Origin of the sequence: Pseudorhodobacter sp. E13 (genome assembly GCF_003991405.1) — a bacterium.
Lineage (GTDB): Bacteria > Pseudomonadota > Alphaproteobacteria > Rhodobacterales > Rhodobacteraceae > Pseudorhodobacter.
The window spans coordinates 1-15,633 of record NZ_RPEN01000137.1 but is presented as its reverse complement, the minus strand read 5'-3'; the positions used below and the strand labels follow the sequence as shown (position 1 = coordinate 15,633).

Here is a 15,633-nt window from a genome sequence, read left to right as displayed (position 1 = left end):
CCGTGGGCCCTCAGGCCATTTCACCACGCTCAATCCGCAGGAAATGCTGCATGCGGCTGGCGTCTGTTCGGGGCTGCGCGCGCTTTGACAGGGTTTTGATCACCGGATGCGGCGCGGTTTCATTCGCCGTGCGTTCCAAAGCCCAGAAATACTTGCGGCGCAGCAGGTTGGGCGGGTTGCGGTGATCTGCGAGATGTTTGGTCATGGCATCCTCCCATAGGTTATGCCCGCCAAAGGTAACACGTTTTGCGGGAAAAGTCGCCCCCTTGGTGGCCTAAGGCGCCAGAGACAGGCGGTGCAGTGCCCATTGGGCGGCATCGGCAACCGCCGGATCCGGGTCTGCCACATGCGGCGCGGCGGCGGCGCGCAGGTCCGGGTTGCCGGAATTTCCGATGGCATAGAGCACATTGCGCAGGAACCTGTCGCGCCCGATGCGTTTGACCGGGCTGCCGGAAAACCGAGCGCGAAAGGTGGCATCATCCAGCGCGGCAAGCTCTGCCAGCAAGGGCGCGCCGACCCGCGGCGCATAGCCGATTTCCGAGGCGGCAACGGCAAATTTGTTCCACGGGCAGATCGCCAGACAATCATCACAGCCATAAATGCGGTTGCCCAAAAGCGGGCGCAACTCTGCGTCGATCGGGCCTTTGTGCTCAATGGTCAGATAGGAAATGCAGCGCCGTGCATCCAATTGATAAGGCGCGGGAAAAGCCTTTGTCGGGCAAATATCCAGACAGGCGGTGCAAGTGCCGCAATGGCTGCTTTCGGGGCTGTCCTTGGGCAGATCAAGCGTGGTGAACAGCGCGCCCAAAAAGAACCAATTGCCCAGATCACGCGACAGAAGATTGGTGTGTTTGCCTTGCCAGCCCAAACCTGCCGCCTGTGCCAAAGGCTTTTCCATCACGGGGGCGGTATCAACGAACACCTTGATTTCTGCGCCTGTCGCCTCAACCAGCCAGCGCCCCAGACGTTTCAACCGCTTCTTGACTAGATCATGATAATCGCGCCCCTGCGCATAGACGGAAACCGCCGCGCGGTCCGTTTGGGCCAGAACGTCAAGCGGGTTGCCTTCGGGGGTGTATACCTCGGCCAGCATGATAACCGACCGCGCCTCGGGCCAAAGAGCGGCGGCAGACCCGCGCCAGCCCATGCGTTCGGCCATCCAACCCATTTGCCCATGCCGCCCCAACGCGACAAACTGGTCCAAACGCCCTGCCGTGTGGGGCGTGGCATCGGGCGCGCAGATGCCAAAGGCGGAAAACCCCTCGGCCATTGCGCGGGCGTGGATGGTTTCGCGGGTGACGCCGGGTGCCACGGCCCCGATCAGGCTGCGGCTTGCGGCGCGCGCGCCTCGGTCAGAATGGCGTGCAGCTTGGCAGGGTCGGAATTGGCGCGCAGCTTGGCGACCACGCCTGCATCGCGCATGGTGCGCGACACAAGTGCCAGCGCTTTCAGGTGGTCCACCCCGGAATCCTTGGGGGCGAACAGGGCAAAGACCAGATCGACAGGCTGCCGATCAACCGAGTCATAATCCAGCGGTTTTTCCAAACGCACAAAAACCCCGATGATCTTTTGCAATTCTTGCAAACGGGCATGGGGCAGGGCGATGCCATGGCCCACACCGGTGGGGCCAAGGCTTTCGCGTTCTTGCAGACCTTCAATCGCAACAGATGCATTCAGCCCGTGAACCGAGGCGACAATCTCACCAATTTCTTGGAAGAGCCGCTTTTTGCTGGTCAGATGGCTGACGATGCGAACGGCACCGGGCGCAAGGATATCAGAAAGATTCATGGTCCGCTTTTTCCTGCGCCACGATGCGGCGCTTTATTTACTGTTGCGCGGGTCAATCCAGCCGATGTTCCCGTCATCACGACGATACACGACATTCACACCGCTGTGCTTCGAGTTGCGAAACACCAGCATGCGTTGCCCTGCCAATTCCAACTGCATGACCGCCTCGCCGACCGAAAGTGTGGGAACCTTGGTTTCCATCTCGGCGATGATCATGGGCTGAAGCGTCTCGGGCTCCGCATCCTCGTGCTCTTCGTTTCCCGCGAGGATATAAGAGGAACCGCCGTCAAACTCAACAGGGGTTACGCGGTCGCGGTGGTGGTCGCGCAGACGGCGCTTGTAGCGGCGCAACTGCTTGTCCATCTTTTCGCGGCAAGCTTCAAAGGCGGCATAAATCTCGGTCGCGTGACCTTTGGCCTGTGCAGTCAGCCCGGTGGACAGGTGGATTGTCGATTCACAGACCAATTCATGAGCATTCCGAGAGAAAATCACGACAGCTTCGGTCGGGCGTTGAGCATATTTTTCAACAGTCTCCCCAAGTTCTGCTTTGACGTGCGTTTGCAACGCCTCACCAATGTCGATCTGTTTGCCCGTGATCTGATACCGCATAATCCCTCCTCTTTGTTTCGACATAGGACACCTGCACGCTGCGAGGCACCCTGCCGATGGGTTTAGACACCAAACAAGTTAACGAAAACCTTTTGTTTCTGGTCGGTTACGACCATCAACGAAAGCTATGTCACCTGTTCGGTAGTGCTAGCATCCAGAGTATTTGGCGACACAGAAGGCCGACTTGTCAATGGGGTTGCTTGGAAACGATGGGTTGCGCGGCAATTAGCTGATGCGAAAATTCTGGCCCAGATAGACGCGGCGCACGTTTTCGTCGCGCACCACCTCATCGGTGGTCCCGCTCATCAAAACGGTGCCGTCATGCAGAATATAGGCGCGGTCCACGATCTCCAGCGTCTCGCGGACGTTGTGATCGGTGATCAGCACCCCGATGCCGCGACGTTTCAAATCGCTGACAAGGTGGCGAATCTCGCCCACGGCGATGGGGTCGACGCCGGCAAAGGGTTCATCCAACAGCAGATATTTCGGGTCTGCGGCAAGACAGCGCGCAATCTCGACGCGCCGCCGTTCCCCGCCCGACAGCGCCAAAGCCGGGGCGCGGCGCAGATGGGTGATGGAAAACTCGGACAACAGCTCTTCCAGCCGCTCCCGCCGCTTGTGGCGGTCATCCAGCGCGATTTCCAGCACGGCGAGGATATTGTCTTCGACCGACAGGCCGCGAAAGATACTGACCTCTTGCGGCAAATAGCCGATGCCCAGCCGCGCCCGCCGATACATCGGCAACCCGGTCACATCGCGCCCATTGATCAGAACCTGCCCGCCCTCGGGCGAAACCAGGCCCGCAATCGCATAAAAACAAGTGGTCTTGCCCGAGCCGTTGGGCCCCAGAAGGGCAACCACCTCCCCCCGGTTCAGATGCATGGACACATCGCGGATCACGGGCCGCTTTTTATAGCTTTTGCGCAGGCCGCGAATATGCAGGCCGGCATCACCCTCTTTGACGTGGAGTTCAGGGGGGGGCATCAGTTCTTGGCCTTGCCCGGCTGAAAGACGGTTTGCACCCGCCCTTCCATCACCCCGGTCCCGGCCTTCAGGTCAATCACCAGCTTTTGCCCTGACAGGGCATTGCCGCCTTGGGTCAGCAAAACATCCCCGGTCATCACCACTTCACCGCTTTCGATGGTGTAAATCGCTTCGCGCGCCTCGGCAGCATCGGTGGCGTTGATCAGCGTGACGCCTTCGCTGGCGAAAAGCCGGGAAATTCCTGTGCCATCGGCAGTGTATTCCACTTTGACGCGCCCGGCCGACAGCCGCATGTCGCCTTGGCCGACCAGCACATTGCCGGAAAATTCGGCTGTGCCATCAGCTTGATTGACCGCAAGATTATCCGCTGTGACCTCGACGGGCAGCGTTGTGTCTTGTTTCAACCCGCCAAAGGCAACGCTAGCCCCCTGCGCCAAGGACAAGACGGGAAACAGGGCAAACAGTGCCACGATGGTGGATACGCGTAACGCCTTAAACATGCCCTGTCCCGAAACCTATTGTTGAATTGCTGGTAGGTATAACAGCCTGACGCCCTTCTTGAAAACAAGAAGATAACTGTCAGAGCCATTACTTTCCTGTGTAATCTCCATCTGCCCGGCGGTGATGGTCCCTGCGGGGCCTGTGCCTTGCACCGCGCCATCGCTGACAAATGAGGTGCGATCCAATGCGGCGGTCAGGGTTTCTGTCTCCAGCTCATATCCGGTGGAGGTGGTAATCGTCACGCCGCCATCCGCCGTGAACCGTTTGGTCGTCGTATTCAGCACGCCTTGGGCCGAGACAAGCTTTGCGACGCCGCCATCCGGTGTCTGCAATTCGACGACCAGCTTGCTGGCGGTAGAACCGGCGCTGCCGTCCCGTTCGGGCCGGGCCTCATCTGCGGCGATGGTCAGCGCGGCACCGTCATCAGTGACACCTGCCCATGTCGGGTTGGTCAGGCGCGGTTCGCGCACGCGGTCTTCGATATCCACTTCTGCGAAAGGGATCGCATCAGCCGGATCAATCGTGCGGGACACCAGAAACAAGGTCGACAAGATCGCAAGCGCGATCAGCGGCAGGGCAACCTTGAGCCATGCGACAACGGTAGAATGAAAGTTGTCATGCCCGTTCATCATGCTCACGTTCTGGTCGCAGGTCGGTTCAAGCTAATCGCTTCGGCGTGCCGGGCCAAGCCTCCCGGTGCCGCTGCGGCGTTCCTCCGCCGATCCGGGGGCTTTAGTGGTGATAGATGTCCAGCGGCTCGTCATATCCCATCAGGTCAAGCTCTGCCCGGGTTGGCAGAAAATGGAACAGGCGCTGTGCAAGGTCCATGCGGTCTTCGCGGATCAGCCGGGCCTCCAGCGCCTCTTTCAGCTTGTGCAGATACAGCACGTCCGAGGCGGCGTAATCCTTTTGCGCCTCGGTCAGGGTATCTGCGCCCCAGTCAGAGGTTTGCTGCTGCTTGGACACATCGACGCCGACCAGTTCCGACAACAGATATTTCAGCCCATGCCGATCCGTGAAGGTGCGCACAAGCCGCGAGGCGATCTTGGTGCACCAAACCGGGGCGGTGACAATGCCAAAAGCGTTTTGCAAGGCGGCAATATCGAAGCGACCGAAATGGAACAGCTTGGTCACTTTGGGGTCGGTCAGCAGACGTTCCAGATTGGGCGCCGAGGTTTGACCTTTGGCAATCTGCACCAGATGCGCATGACCATCGCCCGAAGAAAGCTGCACCACACAGAGCCGATCTCGCCGGGGGTCCAGCCCCATGGTTTCGGTATCAATCGCGACGATCGTGCCAAGGTCAAGCCCGTCGGGCAGGTCGTTTCGATAGAGATGAATGGTCATGGTCGGGGGCTTTCGGCTATGAAGGCAAGGATGCTTTGCCCCGCTTATAGGCGGGGCGGTGGTGAAAAGCCAAGCCTGCTTGCGGCGATGCCAGTGCATTGCCCTTTGGCTAGGGCATTGGGCTATTGGCAACCGCTATTGGGTTGAGAATGGGGCGGGGTATGTGTGGTGGCGCGGGAGGGGGGCTGTCTGCCCCCCTCGGCGCAAGGCGCCTCACCCCCCGAGGATATTTTTGAATAGATGAAAGGGCGAGGGCGATGGGTTTTGAAGTGATCACGGAGCGGCTGCGGATGGAGCCGTTTCAGCCACAGCATCTGGAAGGCCTGTTCGCCATGGACGGTGACCCGGAGGTGATGCGCTTTATCGGGGATGGCAAGCCGCGGACGCGGGCGGAGACGCAAGCAGCGATAGAGCGGGTGCAGGGCCGCTGGGCGCTTTTTGGGTTTTCCTGGTGGGCTTTGATGTCGCGTGCGGATGGCGCGGTGTTGGGAAGCGCGTGTGTGCAGCATCTTGCGCATGAGGAAGCTGCACCGCTTGAGATCGGGTGGCGCTTGCGTCGGGACGCGTGGGGGCAAGGTTTTGCCTCGGAAGCGGCGCGCGCGGCGGTTGCCTTTGCCTTTACGCGGGTCGGAGTGGACCATGTGATTGCGGTTGCGCATCCTGACAATCGCGCCTCGATCCGCGTGATGGAGCGGTTGGGGATGCGTGATCTGGGGATTGAGCAGCATTATGGGCAGTCTTGTGCCACCTATCGGCTGGACCGTGCCACAGGTCAGGCGGCGGGCAGGCCAAGCCAAAGCGCGCCATCCTTGTAGCCACCTTTGATGAGATGGCCGGGGGTTTTGATCTCTGGATGATCGCCGACCCAATCGCGATACAGGTCATTGCTGAGGATCGGCGCGCCAAGATCGCGCGCGGCGCGCAGGATCACGGGGTCTGCCGGGGTGCCTTTTTGCACCACCACGACGTTTTGAATGGGCAAGCCCAGAAGCCGCGCCAAATCGCCATCATCCAAATATCTTCCTGTCAGGAGGTAGCCGGCATTGGCATCAAAGATCGTGCCGGGGGTGAAGCCTTGTGCCTTCAATGCTTGCAAGACATCGCGCAGGGTGTCGATTTTGGGCGTGTTATCAAGCCAATACATGACGTTGGAGGCATCGACCACAATCCGTTTTTCGGATATGGTCGGGCGATGGCGCAGCAGCAAAAACAGGCTCGCCAGAAGCGTTGGCACCGTCAGCAACAGCCAGTCTGATAGGCCCGGAAGCAGGGCCGCAACCAGCGAGGCGCAGGCCACAATTGTGGAAATCAGGGCAAGAAAGCGCATTTTGAACAGATGTGAATGAGGGCATTATTTGATGTGGTGCGGGGGTCAGCCCCAAGCGTAATTGAAACTGACCGAGATACGGTCTTCTTCGGCCATATTCATCGGCACCTCATGGCGCAGCCAGCTTTCCCACAGCAGGATATCGCCAACCTTGGGCTTTACATAGATGAAGTTGCGCAGATCCTCGGGCGCATCGGCGCGGCGCGGGGGGGCGGCCATCATCATCTGCAAGCGCGGGTCTTCAAACTTGATGGCGCTGGCCCCTTCGGGCATCGCGACATAGGTGGTGCCGCTGATGACGCTGTGCGGGTGGATATGCGAGGTGTGGATACCCCCTTGCGGCAGGATATTGATCCAGAGCGAATCGAGGATCAGTTTCTTGCCGCCCAGATCGAATGCGAGCGTTTCAGCGAAGGCTGCGACATGTTTGTCCAAAGCCTTGGCAACCTGTTTGAACAACGGATCGCGCCAAGGCAGATCGTCCAGAGAGGCATAGCTGGTGTATCCGGCATAGTCGTTTTCCACGCACCAGTTTTGGCCCGCCTCATCATCTTCGGCGATGCCGAGACAGGTATTTTCCAACTCCTCCGCGCTGATCTTGTCGCCAAATTCGGTGAGGGTTGCGCGATAAAGCTGGGTGGCAAAGAGAGAGGAAACGCTGGACATGAAAAACCTGTTGAGGGCGGGAAACGGGACGCCAAGGGGCTTGGTTGATGGCGCGATCTTGGCACAAGCAGCGCGCTGTCAGCAAGCGGTTAAGCCGAGGTGCTGTTGTGAGGCGGGGCAAGAAAATGCGGTTCCAGCCCTTGGTTTAGCACAGGCCAAGGCATCAAAAATAGCTTCGCACCAAGGCCGCAGAAACAAGTGCCCAACCATCTGCCACCACGAAAAACGCTAGTTTGAAGGGCATGGAGACAACGGCCGGGGGCACCATCATCATCCCCATCGACATCAACACAGCAGCGACCACAAGATCAATGATCAGAAACGGCAAATAGATCAGAAACCCGATCTCAAAGGCTTTCTGGATTTCAGACAGCAGGAAAGAAGGCACCAGCAAAGACAGGGGGGCATCGCCGGGCGGCCCGATTTCACCGGGGCGCAGGGCTTGCATCGCGGCGAAGGTGTCTGGTTCCAGCCGGGCCACCATGAAGACCCGAAACGGGGCCATGGTCGCGGTAAATGCCTCCTCAAACCCCAGCGAATTCGTGCTGAGCGGTTCGATCCCTTTCAGCCAAGCTTCGGTGAAAACCGGGTCCATGACATACCAGGTCAGGAACAGCGCCAAGCTGACAATCAACATATTGGGGGGCGATTGCTGTAGCCCGATGGCCTGCCGCAAAATCGACAGGACGGTGACGATAAAGGGAAAACAGGTCACCATGATGGCAAGGCCGGGAACAAGGCTTAGCACGGTGACCAGCGCCAGCAATTGAACCGCGCGGCCCGAAAAGGATGCTCCATCCCCGAAATCTATCGTCATTTGCTGTGCAAAAGCAGGCGAGGCAAGAAGCATCGCGACTAGACAGCCAACAACAGCGCCGTTTCTCACAGGCCGCCCCGCAGGTTGACGACCTCTGTCAGGCGCACGGCCAATTGCCCGGCGTGCTCCCCCTCCAGCTCTTCCAACTCGCCGCGTGCGATCATGCGGTCGCCGACCCACAGTTCCACCGGGTCATCGACGCGCCGGTCCAAGGTCAAGACAGCGTCGCGTTCCAGCTTCAACAAATCGCGCACCTGAGGCCGCGCCCGGCCCACCGAGATGGTGATTTCAATCGGAACCTGGCTGAAGGGGTTTTGGGCAGCAGGGTCATCCATGGGTCAAATCCTTTGTGGAAAGGGTTAGAAAATCCGTCAATGCAGTCCTGATCTCGGTGATGGCGCCTTCGAGATCGACGCGAACCTCACTTTCGCCAAGCCGCAGATAGACCTGCGCTTCGCCTAGGGTTGGTTCTTCGATCAATTCAAGCGGAGGCCCCTTCAGCGACAGCAGCATGGTTTCGAGTGCCGGGCGGGCGACCGGGTTGAACAAGAGTTTGATCGGCGTCTCCGCCATTTCTTCGGCCAAAGGGGTCAGCGCCTTGAGAACCGTCGGGCCAAGCGTGTCACGCGCTATCTGTGGAAGGATCTGGTCGACCATCCCAATCAACAACGGTTCCAGTGCCCGCAACACATGCACCCTTGCTTCGTGATAGGTGAAAGACAGAGCTTGCAGATTGCGCGACAATTCCGCAGCCAGCAGGGCCTTTTCATCCTTCTGAGCCGAGGTCGCATCTTCCCACCCGGCGGAATAGCCTTGCTCATAAGAGGCAAGCCGCGCTTCTTCTAGCGCGCTCAGATCGGTGACCACCGTATCCGCCTTGGGCTGGGTGGTTTCCTCAAACACTTCAAGACGCAATGGGGGCATCAGGCTTGCTCCTCCTCATCCGTCTCCATCCAGCCGCGCAGAATCTCGACCGTTTCGCTTTGGCGCTCGTCGATCAACCGGCGCAAACGGGCCATGGGGTCGTTCTTCTCAGTTTGGTCGTCGTCATCGAAAGACACGACAGGGAGGTCGGGCAGATCATTGTCGTCAATCTCACCCGTCAGCACCCGCTGGACCGATCCGGCCTCCCGCGCGGGCGAAGGGTTGGCAGGAGGCAAGGCCAGCGCCGAGGGTTCGGCGGCGATGGACTTGGACATCAGAAGCGGGCGCAACACAAACAGCCCGAGAACCAGCGCCACCAAGGCCAGCACAGCAGCCTGTATAAGCGACATCAGATCGAGTGGCCCCAAGGTTGAGAGCAGGCTTGCCTCGGCGAAACTGCCGGTTTCGGGAATGGGATCAAACGCAAGCGATTTGAGCACCAGAACATCGCCCCGCTCTTCGTTCAAACCAGCGGCGGAGGTGACAAGCTCTCTCAGAATACCAAGCTCTTCGTCGCTTCTTGCTTGCCATGTGACAGTGCCATCGGCGTTCTTGACCTCTTCGCCGTCAACCAGAACGGCGACAGACACCCGCCGCAGCGCGCCTGGTGATTTCACGATCTCGCGCTGGGTTTCCGAAACCTCGTAATTCACCCGTTCGCGCGTTTCAGTAGAGTTGCTTTTGCCTTCCCCACCCGCGCCGGCATCGCCATCGGGAAGATTGGACGCCACCGTCACATCACCTGCGGGCTGCGTTGCAGAATTGCTGCGCTCCTCCGTGTCAGAGGAAATCGCAACGCGGCCCTGCGGGTCGAATCTGCGTTCGGTGATCTGTTCGCGGTCGGTTTCGACCTCCACCGAAACCTCGACAATCGCTTTTCCGGGGCCGACACGGGCCGTCAAAAGCCGCTCAATATTGCGCTTCAGCTCTGTCGCGCGATCATTGCCGTCTGCGCCCTGCATGCCAGGATCAGATTCGGACGGCAGAAGCCCGGCCACACTGTCGATCACCGATACATCAGCGGGTTGCATACCCGCGACGGCGGCCGCAACCAGATGGCGCACCGCATTCGCCTGTGCGGCCGCCAAGGTGCCGGTCGCTGATGTAACGGTCACGCTGGCTGTCGGGCGTTGATCGCGCTGAAAGGGTTGGGACGGAGCCTGTGCAATATGAACCCGCGCCGCGCGGATGGCCGGAGCCGCCACGATCGTGCGCGCAAGTTCCCCTTCCTTGGCCCGCCAGTAGGCCGCGTCGAACATCTGCGATGTTGTGCCAAAGCCCGAAAGCCCGTCCAGCAGCTCATACCCGGCGGCGCCCGTTGCGGGCAGGCCTTCTGTGGCAAGGGTCATGCGCAACGAATCCCGCTGACTGGCATCAACGCGAATCGTGTCACCGACGACCTGATAGGCCACCCCACGTTGGTCCAGCGCGCGGATCACCTCTCCCGCGGCGCTATTGTCCAGCCCGGCGTAGAGAAGCGCCATCCCGGGCGTCGCAGCCATACGAGACAGGCCGAAAACAGCCAGAAACATGGCAATCGTCGCGCCAACGATGACGATCCGGCGGCGCATGTTGAGGGAAGACCAAAGCGAAATCAGGTTTTGCACGGGCGTTCTTTCCTTTTCGGGGCTTCTGCCCCACTCGCCCTTAGGTTTCGCGGATTGGCCTTAACAATCGGTTAGTGACCTTCGGCTTATAGATAAAAAAGTCAGCAAGAGGCGGAGACCAAGATGGCAGAGCCTGAAGAGCCCATTGAAGAGGGCGAACCGAAGAAAAAATCCAAGTTGCCACTCCTGATCGGGTTGGTTCTTGCGGTGCTGTTGGGGGCGGGTGGGTTCTATGCCACCTGGTCCGGCATGATTCTTGCCCCGTCACAGGAGCATGCCGAAGAAGCGGCGCCCGGCCCCTTGCCGGATATTTCCTTTGTGCCGGTCGATCCGATCGTGATTTCCCTCGGCGCGGGCAGCAAGACGCGGCATTTGCGATTCACTTCGCAACTGGAGGTGACCAAAGCCGCCAGCGCGGATGTCACAATGCTGTTGCCGCGCATCCTTGATGTGCTGAACGGCTATTTGCGCGCAATCGACGTGGGGCAATTGGAAGATCCGGCAGCCTTGGTGCGGATTCGCGCCCATCTGCTGCGCCGGATTCAAATCGTCACTGGCGATGGCCGGGTGCGCGATTTGTTGATCACAGAATTTGTTTTGAATTGAAGGGGGTAGCTAGATGCAACTCATTGCGGATATCTTGTTGGCGGCGGGCGCATTCGGGGCGGCAGTCTACTGCTATATTTTGGCCCAGCGACTAAAGCGGCTGCAAACGCTTGAAACAGGCATGGGCGGCGCGATTGCCGTGTTGTCAGCGCAGGTCGACGACATGACCAAGGCGTTGGAAACGGCGCGGGGGGCCGCCGACAATCAGGTTCAAACCCTTGAGGCGATTACCGACCGAGGCGAAGCGGTCGCAACCCGGCTAGAGCTGCTTTTGGCCTCTATGCATGACCTTCCTGCGGAACAAAAGCCTGCTGGCCCGCCCGCACGCGCCTCTGCGGTAAGCGAGGAGGAGCCAGAGAAACGGTTGCGGTTCGTTCGGCGACGCCCCGCACAGGATGCGTTGGAGGCAGCCGAATGAGCAAAGCCACAAAACCTGCCCCACGGCGTAAAGGGGGACGCGGGGCTTTGGTCATCCTCGCACTTCTTTTAGCCGCTTCTGGTGCGTTGCGCCTCGGTGACGGTATCGGGGTCGCAATGGCCCTAACCGATTCTCTGGGTGAAAAAGAAGATTCTGACGCACCCGCTGCGGCGCTGGACTGCCCGCTCCCGCCCCTCGCTTTGGCTGAAGCGCTGTCCGAACGGGAGGCAAAGCTTAAGGCGCAAGAGGTGGCTTTGAAAGATCGGCTCGCCGCTTTGGCGCTGGCAGATCAGGCAATCGAAATTCGCTTGGCAAAACTGGCCGAGGCTGAGGCATCGCTGAATGAAACCTTGGCCCGGGCGGATGGGGCCGCCGAGGCCGATCTGACCCGACTGACCGAAGTGTATCAGACCATGAAGCCAAAAGATGCCGCCGCGCTTTTTTCGACGATGGCACCGGAATTCGCATCTGGGTTCTTGGGTCGTATGCGTCCCGATTCCGCAGCGGCGATTCTGTCAGGGATGACCCCGGAAAGCGCCTATGCCGTCAGCGCGCTGTTGGCCGGGCGGAACGCAAATGTTCCGAAAAACTGATCAGTAACAGACTTTCTTAATCTGCCTGTGGCAGCGTGGCAGAAACAGGACAGAGCAGGAGCGCCCAATGTTCGGCATCATCGGTATCGTCGTCATCTTCGTGATGGTTTTTGGTGGGTTCATGCTGGCAGGCGGCAAGCTTGGGATCATTCTCAAAGCGATGCCGTTTGAAATGATCATGATCGGCGGGGCTGCCCTCGGCACTTTCTTTGTGTCCAATGACTTCGCGGCGGTGAAGAAAACCGCGAAAGATGTGGGTAAGGTTTTCAAGGGCCCGAAATGGAAGCCCGCCGATTACCGCGATCTGTTGTGCTTGTTGTTTGAGTTGATTCGCATCGCCAAATCCAATCCGGTTGCCTTGGAAGAGCATATTGAGAACCCTTCCGACTCTGCGATTTTTCAACGCTATCCCAGAATTCAACACGACCATGAATCAGTTGAGTTGATCTGCGACACGCTGCGCGCGGCTTCGATGAATTACGATGATCCGCATCAGGTCGAGGAGGTGTTGGACAAGCGGATGGAGACCACGCAGCATCATGCCATGCATTCCAGCCATGCGCTGCAAAGCGTTGCGGACGCGCTGCCCGCGCTGGGTATTGTTGCGGCTGTTCTGGGGATTATCAAAACCATGGGGGCTTTGGATCAACCGCCCGAAATACTGGGAAAAATGATCGGTGGCGCGCTAGTGGGCACCTTTCTCGGCGTGTTTCTGGCCTATGGTCTTGTTGGCCCTTTCGCAACGCGCGTCAAAGCCGTTACAGAAGAGGACAATCATTTCTATCTCTTGATCCGAGAAGTTCTGATCGCGAATCTTCACAATCATCCCGCGAATATCTGCATTGAGGTTGGGCGCCAGAACACGCCGCATCATGTGCGCCCGACATTCGCGGACCTGGAAGAGGCTTTGCGCGCCCTGAAACAGGAGGCCGCATGAGGACGCTGCTATTTCTGTTGCTGTTAAATTTTGCAGTTGCCGCTAAAGCCCAACCTGTGTCTGTCTCTACCGGCGATCATGAGGCATTCACTCGTTTGGTGTTCACTTTTCCAACGCAGCCGGATTGGTCGCTTGTGCGAACTGCGGCGGGGTATGGTCTGATCGTCAAAGGCGCGACCCCACAATACGATCTGTCTGCCGTGTATCGTCGCATTTCGACGGACCGACTGAAATCCATCGTTTGGGATGATGCCAATGCTTTGCTCCTGTTTGACATCGCGTGTCCTTGTTATGCCATGCCCTTTGAACTGCGCGCTGGCATACTGGTCATTGATATCAAGGATGGTCAGCCACCCGAAGGGTCGTCATTTGAACAAACGGTCGCAGGCGAGGTGTTACCCCCGTTAACTACGCCTGTTGCGCGCCCGGCACCACGCGAAGAGGTAAGCACCAATGAGGATCTGTCAGATGCCATTGCGGCGGCAACGCGTTTGGGAAATCAGGTGCCAGAGGTGGAACCTCTGGTCGATCCGGGGCTTGAGGGACTAAGGAACGATCTTTTGTGGCAACTGAGCAAAGGCGCCTCAAAAGGTGTTGTAGAAGTTGCCATACCTACCACGGAGCCTGGCAAACGGACGCCTGCAGGCGCAAATCTTGGCAATATTCGCATCGGCGATCCGCAAGAGCTAGACCCAAATGCGACAGATCAGGCCAATGTCGCGATGACAGGGGCCGGCGCGGCCTGCTGGCAGGATGCCGATTTGGAGGTGGCGAATTGGGGTGGCGACTCTACGGTCATTTCAGACTATGCCTCCTATACCACCGGTCTCGTTGGCGAATTTGATCGGCCTGATCCTGCAAGGCTTATCCGTGCGGTTCACTATTACCTCTTTCTTGGTTTTGGGGCTGAGGCACGACTGCTTTTAAATGGTCTGGACATAGCGGCAGCAGATCGAGCGTTGTTGGAATCCATGGCGCATATTGTTGATCTTGAACCTGTACCCGGCACTGCACTGGCAGAGATGGAAGGCTGCAACACTAACGCTGCCCTTTGGGCTGTGCTGGCAAATAGCGAGTCGCCGCCAATGAAATCCGTCGCGATACCGGCGCTGTTGCGCGCCTTTTCTGCCTTGCCGCTCCATCTGCGCAGGCATCTTGGGCCGAGTTTGGCGGAACGTTTCTTGCAGCAAGATGATGCAGCCACGGCGCGCGCGATCCGCGACGCGATTCTGCGTGCGCCCGGTGAACATGGCGCATCGGTTGACTTGCTCGAAGCGGAAATCGAACGCGTGAGCGGTGAGACGGCCAAAGCCGAACTGATCCTGAAGCCAATCGTCGGCACCAATGGACCTGCAGGTTTGACGTCAACGATCAGTTCGATCCTTCTTTATACAGACACTGGCCGAGAGGTTCCACGTGACCTCGCGACAACGGCCGAGGCCTTGTTATTTGAAACGATGGGCGGTCCAGACGAGTCCGCCATCGTTGAAGCACTTGCGCGTGCCTATGCGTCGCAAAATAGATACGGGGCTGCATTCGGGCTACTGGCGGAGAAAGCGATCGCGCCTGCCGCTGTTTGGCGGATGCTCTCTGAGACGGGGTCAGATACCGAATTGCTTGCTTTCGCGGTTCTGTCGAATCCCGCTGAGGTTCCTATCCTCCCGATGGACGTTGGGCGTGCCATCGCGAAGCGGCTCATCACTCTTGGTTTCCCGGAAAATGCATTGCACTGGCTATCTGCGGCAAGTCGCAATAATGGCGTTCTGTCGGAAGAAGATCGGCTGTTGATCGCGGAAGCGGAGTTGCAGCAAAACGATGCGCGCGCCGTAATCGCTGGTCTTGATGGTTTGCAAACCGAGGCGGCTGAGAGGCTTCGGGCACAGGCCTTGGCCCAATTGGGGGATAAGGGCGCTGCTGCTATGCTGAAGGACATTGGCCTTTCGAGCGAAGCTGCCTTGGCCGCGCGCCACCAAGGCGCTTGGGCCGAAATCGCCGCAATTGATGAGAATGACCTTTGGAAAGAAGCCGCCGCTCTCGCCACGGGCGTCAAACAACCAGAGGAGGCGAGCGATGGAACAGCGGCGACAAAAGGCGCGCTTGCGACGACACGCGACCTATTGGATGAGACCGCAAAAGCGAGGAGTCTGCTCGAAAAACTTGTTTCGGAATAGTGGAAGGCGGTCCGCTTTGCGAAGGGTTCGGAGCCCCCTAAAAGCCCTGCCGATCAACACAACTGCAATGTTTTGTCTGCTCATCTTCGATCGGAGAACGCGCAGATCTATGGCCGATGCGAAGTGAAGGTTTGAGAGATAGCCAGCACGTGCCACTGGCGCGGACCGGTCATCGGTGAAGGGCCGATGGATTTTGCTTATATCAAGGATTTGCTTGGCATCAGCCCTAAAGCATTTCGGTTTTAACCTGATACATATCCGGCCGCCTTGAAGTAGTTCCAGCATTCTTGAGGATCGTATAGGTCGCAGATTGCTCCGATGGCCTTGAACACGTCGGT

Annotated in this window: 20 protein-coding genes; 6 read left to right on the top strand and 14 right to left on the bottom strand. The window is 58.8% G+C overall.

Annotation, left to right across the window (positions count from 1 at the left end; genetic code table 11):
• Positions 1-10 precede the first annotated feature (10 nt).
• The 8 genes from EGN72_RS02245 to EGN72_RS02210 form a co-directional block, all read right to left on the bottom strand.
• Positions 11-205, bottom strand: a complete 195-nt coding sequence (locus EGN72_RS02245) for a hypothetical protein (RefSeq protein WP_127045022.1) — start codon at positions 203-205, stop codon at positions 11-13.
• 69 nt (positions 206-274) lie between these two features.
• Positions 275-1,312, bottom strand: a complete 1,038-nt coding sequence (gene queG / locus EGN72_RS02240; protein WP_255417408.1) for a tRNA epoxyqueuosine(34) reductase QueG — start codon at positions 1,310-1,312, stop codon at positions 275-277.
• A gap of 8 nt (positions 1,313-1,320) precedes the next feature.
• Positions 1,321-1,788, bottom strand: a complete 468-nt coding sequence (locus EGN72_RS02235; protein ID WP_127045021.1) for a PTS sugar transporter subunit IIA — start codon at positions 1,786-1,788, stop codon at positions 1,321-1,323.
• Between the two features lie 33 nt (positions 1,789-1,821).
• The gene (gene hpf, locus EGN72_RS02230; RefSeq protein WP_127045020.1) at positions 1,822-2,397 is read right to left on the bottom strand and encodes a ribosome hibernation-promoting factor, HPF/YfiA family; all 576 of its coding nucleotides are present in this window, start codon (positions 2,395-2,397) and stop codon (positions 1,822-1,824) included.
• 225 nt (positions 2,398-2,622) lie between these two features.
• Positions 2,623-3,381 carry an LPS export ABC transporter ATP-binding protein gene (gene lptB, locus EGN72_RS02225; protein ID WP_127045019.1) on the bottom strand — a complete coding sequence of 253 codons (759 nt, stop codon included), beginning with the start codon at positions 3,379-3,381 and terminating at the stop codon, positions 2,623-2,625.
• Positions 3,381-3,881, bottom strand: coding sequence for an LptA/OstA family protein (locus tag EGN72_RS02220; RefSeq protein ID WP_127045018.1), 501 nt, complete (start codon positions 3,879-3,881; stop codon positions 3,381-3,383). The genes lptB and EGN72_RS02220 overlap by 1 nt, the downstream gene beginning before the upstream one ends.
• A 15-nt stretch (positions 3,882-3,896) precedes the next feature.
• A complete protein-coding gene (gene lptC, locus EGN72_RS02215) occupies positions 3,897-4,514 on the bottom strand; it encodes an LPS export ABC transporter periplasmic protein LptC (protein WP_127045017.1) in 618 nt (205 codons plus the stop codon).
• Between the two features lie 100 nt (positions 4,515-4,614).
• On the bottom strand, positions 4,615-5,229 hold the full coding sequence (locus EGN72_RS02210; protein WP_127045016.1) for a ribonuclease D: 615 nt from the start codon (positions 5,227-5,229) through the stop codon (positions 4,615-4,617).
• Between the two features lie 257 nt (positions 5,230-5,486).
• On the opposite strand from EGN72_RS02210, the gene EGN72_RS02205 reads away from it, so the two are divergent.
• On the top strand, positions 5,487-6,044 hold the full coding sequence (locus EGN72_RS02205; RefSeq protein WP_127045015.1) for a GNAT family N-acetyltransferase: 558 nt from the start codon (positions 5,487-5,489) through the stop codon (positions 6,042-6,044).
• On the opposite strand, the gene EGN72_RS02200 is transcribed toward EGN72_RS02205, so the two are convergent.
• The 6 genes from EGN72_RS02200 to fliF all read right to left on the bottom strand — a co-directional run bounded on the left by EGN72_RS02200 (position 6,002) and on the right by fliF (position 10,570).
• Positions 6,002-6,556, bottom strand: a complete 555-nt coding sequence (locus EGN72_RS02200; protein ID WP_127045014.1) for a hypothetical protein — start codon at positions 6,554-6,556, stop codon at positions 6,002-6,004. The two genes, EGN72_RS02205 and EGN72_RS02200, sit on opposite strands and share 43 nt — an antisense overlap.
• A 45-nt stretch (positions 6,557-6,601) precedes the next feature.
• Positions 6,602-7,222, bottom strand: a complete 621-nt coding sequence (locus EGN72_RS02195; protein ID WP_127045013.1) for a TIGR02466 family protein — start codon at positions 7,220-7,222, stop codon at positions 6,602-6,604.
• Positions 7,223-7,385: 163 nt separating this feature from the next.
• Positions 7,386-8,072: a flagellar type III secretion system pore protein FliP gene (fliP, locus tag EGN72_RS02190; RefSeq protein ID WP_127045042.1), complete on the bottom strand. Its 687-nt coding sequence runs from the start codon at positions 8,070-8,072 to the stop codon at positions 7,386-7,388.
• A 32-nt stretch (positions 8,073-8,104) separates the two neighbouring features.
• Positions 8,105-8,374: a FliM/FliN family flagellar motor switch protein gene (locus EGN72_RS02185; protein ID WP_127045012.1), complete on the bottom strand. Its 270-nt coding sequence runs from the start codon at positions 8,372-8,374 to the stop codon at positions 8,105-8,107.
• Positions 8,367-8,963 (bottom strand): flagellar biosynthesis protein, encoded by a 597-nt coding sequence (locus tag EGN72_RS02180; RefSeq protein WP_127045011.1) that lies wholly within the window; start codon positions 8,961-8,963, stop codon positions 8,367-8,369. The genes EGN72_RS02185 and EGN72_RS02180 overlap by 8 nt, the downstream gene beginning before the upstream one ends.
• Positions 8,963-10,570, bottom strand: a complete 1,608-nt coding sequence (fliF, locus tag EGN72_RS02175) for a flagellar basal-body MS-ring/collar protein FliF (protein ID WP_199743683.1) — start codon at positions 10,568-10,570, stop codon at positions 8,963-8,965. The genes EGN72_RS02180 and fliF overlap by 1 nt, the downstream gene beginning before the upstream one ends.
• A gap of 123 nt (positions 10,571-10,693) precedes the next feature.
• On the opposite strand from fliF, the gene fliL reads away from it, so the two are divergent.
• The 5 genes from fliL to EGN72_RS02150 all read left to right on the top strand — a co-directional run bounded on the left by fliL (position 10,694) and on the right by EGN72_RS02150 (position 15,295).
• The gene (gene fliL / locus EGN72_RS02170) at positions 10,694-11,176 is read left to right on the top strand and encodes a flagellar basal body-associated protein FliL (RefSeq protein WP_127045010.1); all 483 of its coding nucleotides are present in this window, start codon (positions 10,694-10,696) and stop codon (positions 11,174-11,176) included.
• A gap of 13 nt (positions 11,177-11,189) precedes the next feature.
• Complete coding sequence (locus EGN72_RS02165; RefSeq protein WP_127045009.1) at positions 11,190-11,594, top strand: hypothetical protein; 405 nt, start codon at positions 11,190-11,192, stop codon at positions 11,592-11,594.
• 248 nt (positions 11,595-11,842) lie between these two features.
• Positions 11,843-12,187: a MotE family protein gene (locus EGN72_RS19410; RefSeq protein ID WP_233586997.1), complete on the top strand. Its 345-nt coding sequence runs from the start codon at positions 11,843-11,845 to the stop codon at positions 12,185-12,187.
• Between the two features lie 67 nt (positions 12,188-12,254).
• The gene (motA, locus tag EGN72_RS02155; protein ID WP_127045007.1) at positions 12,255-13,124 is read left to right on the top strand and encodes a flagellar motor stator protein MotA; all 870 of its coding nucleotides are present in this window, start codon (positions 12,255-12,257) and stop codon (positions 13,122-13,124) included.
• Positions 13,121-15,295 carry a hypothetical protein gene (locus EGN72_RS02150; RefSeq protein WP_127045006.1) on the top strand — a complete coding sequence of 725 codons (2,175 nt, stop codon included), beginning with the start codon at positions 13,121-13,123 and terminating at the stop codon, positions 15,293-15,295. Before motA ends, EGN72_RS02150 begins: the two co-directional genes overlap by 4 nt.
• The last annotated feature ends 338 nt before the right edge of the window (positions 15,296-15,633 follow it).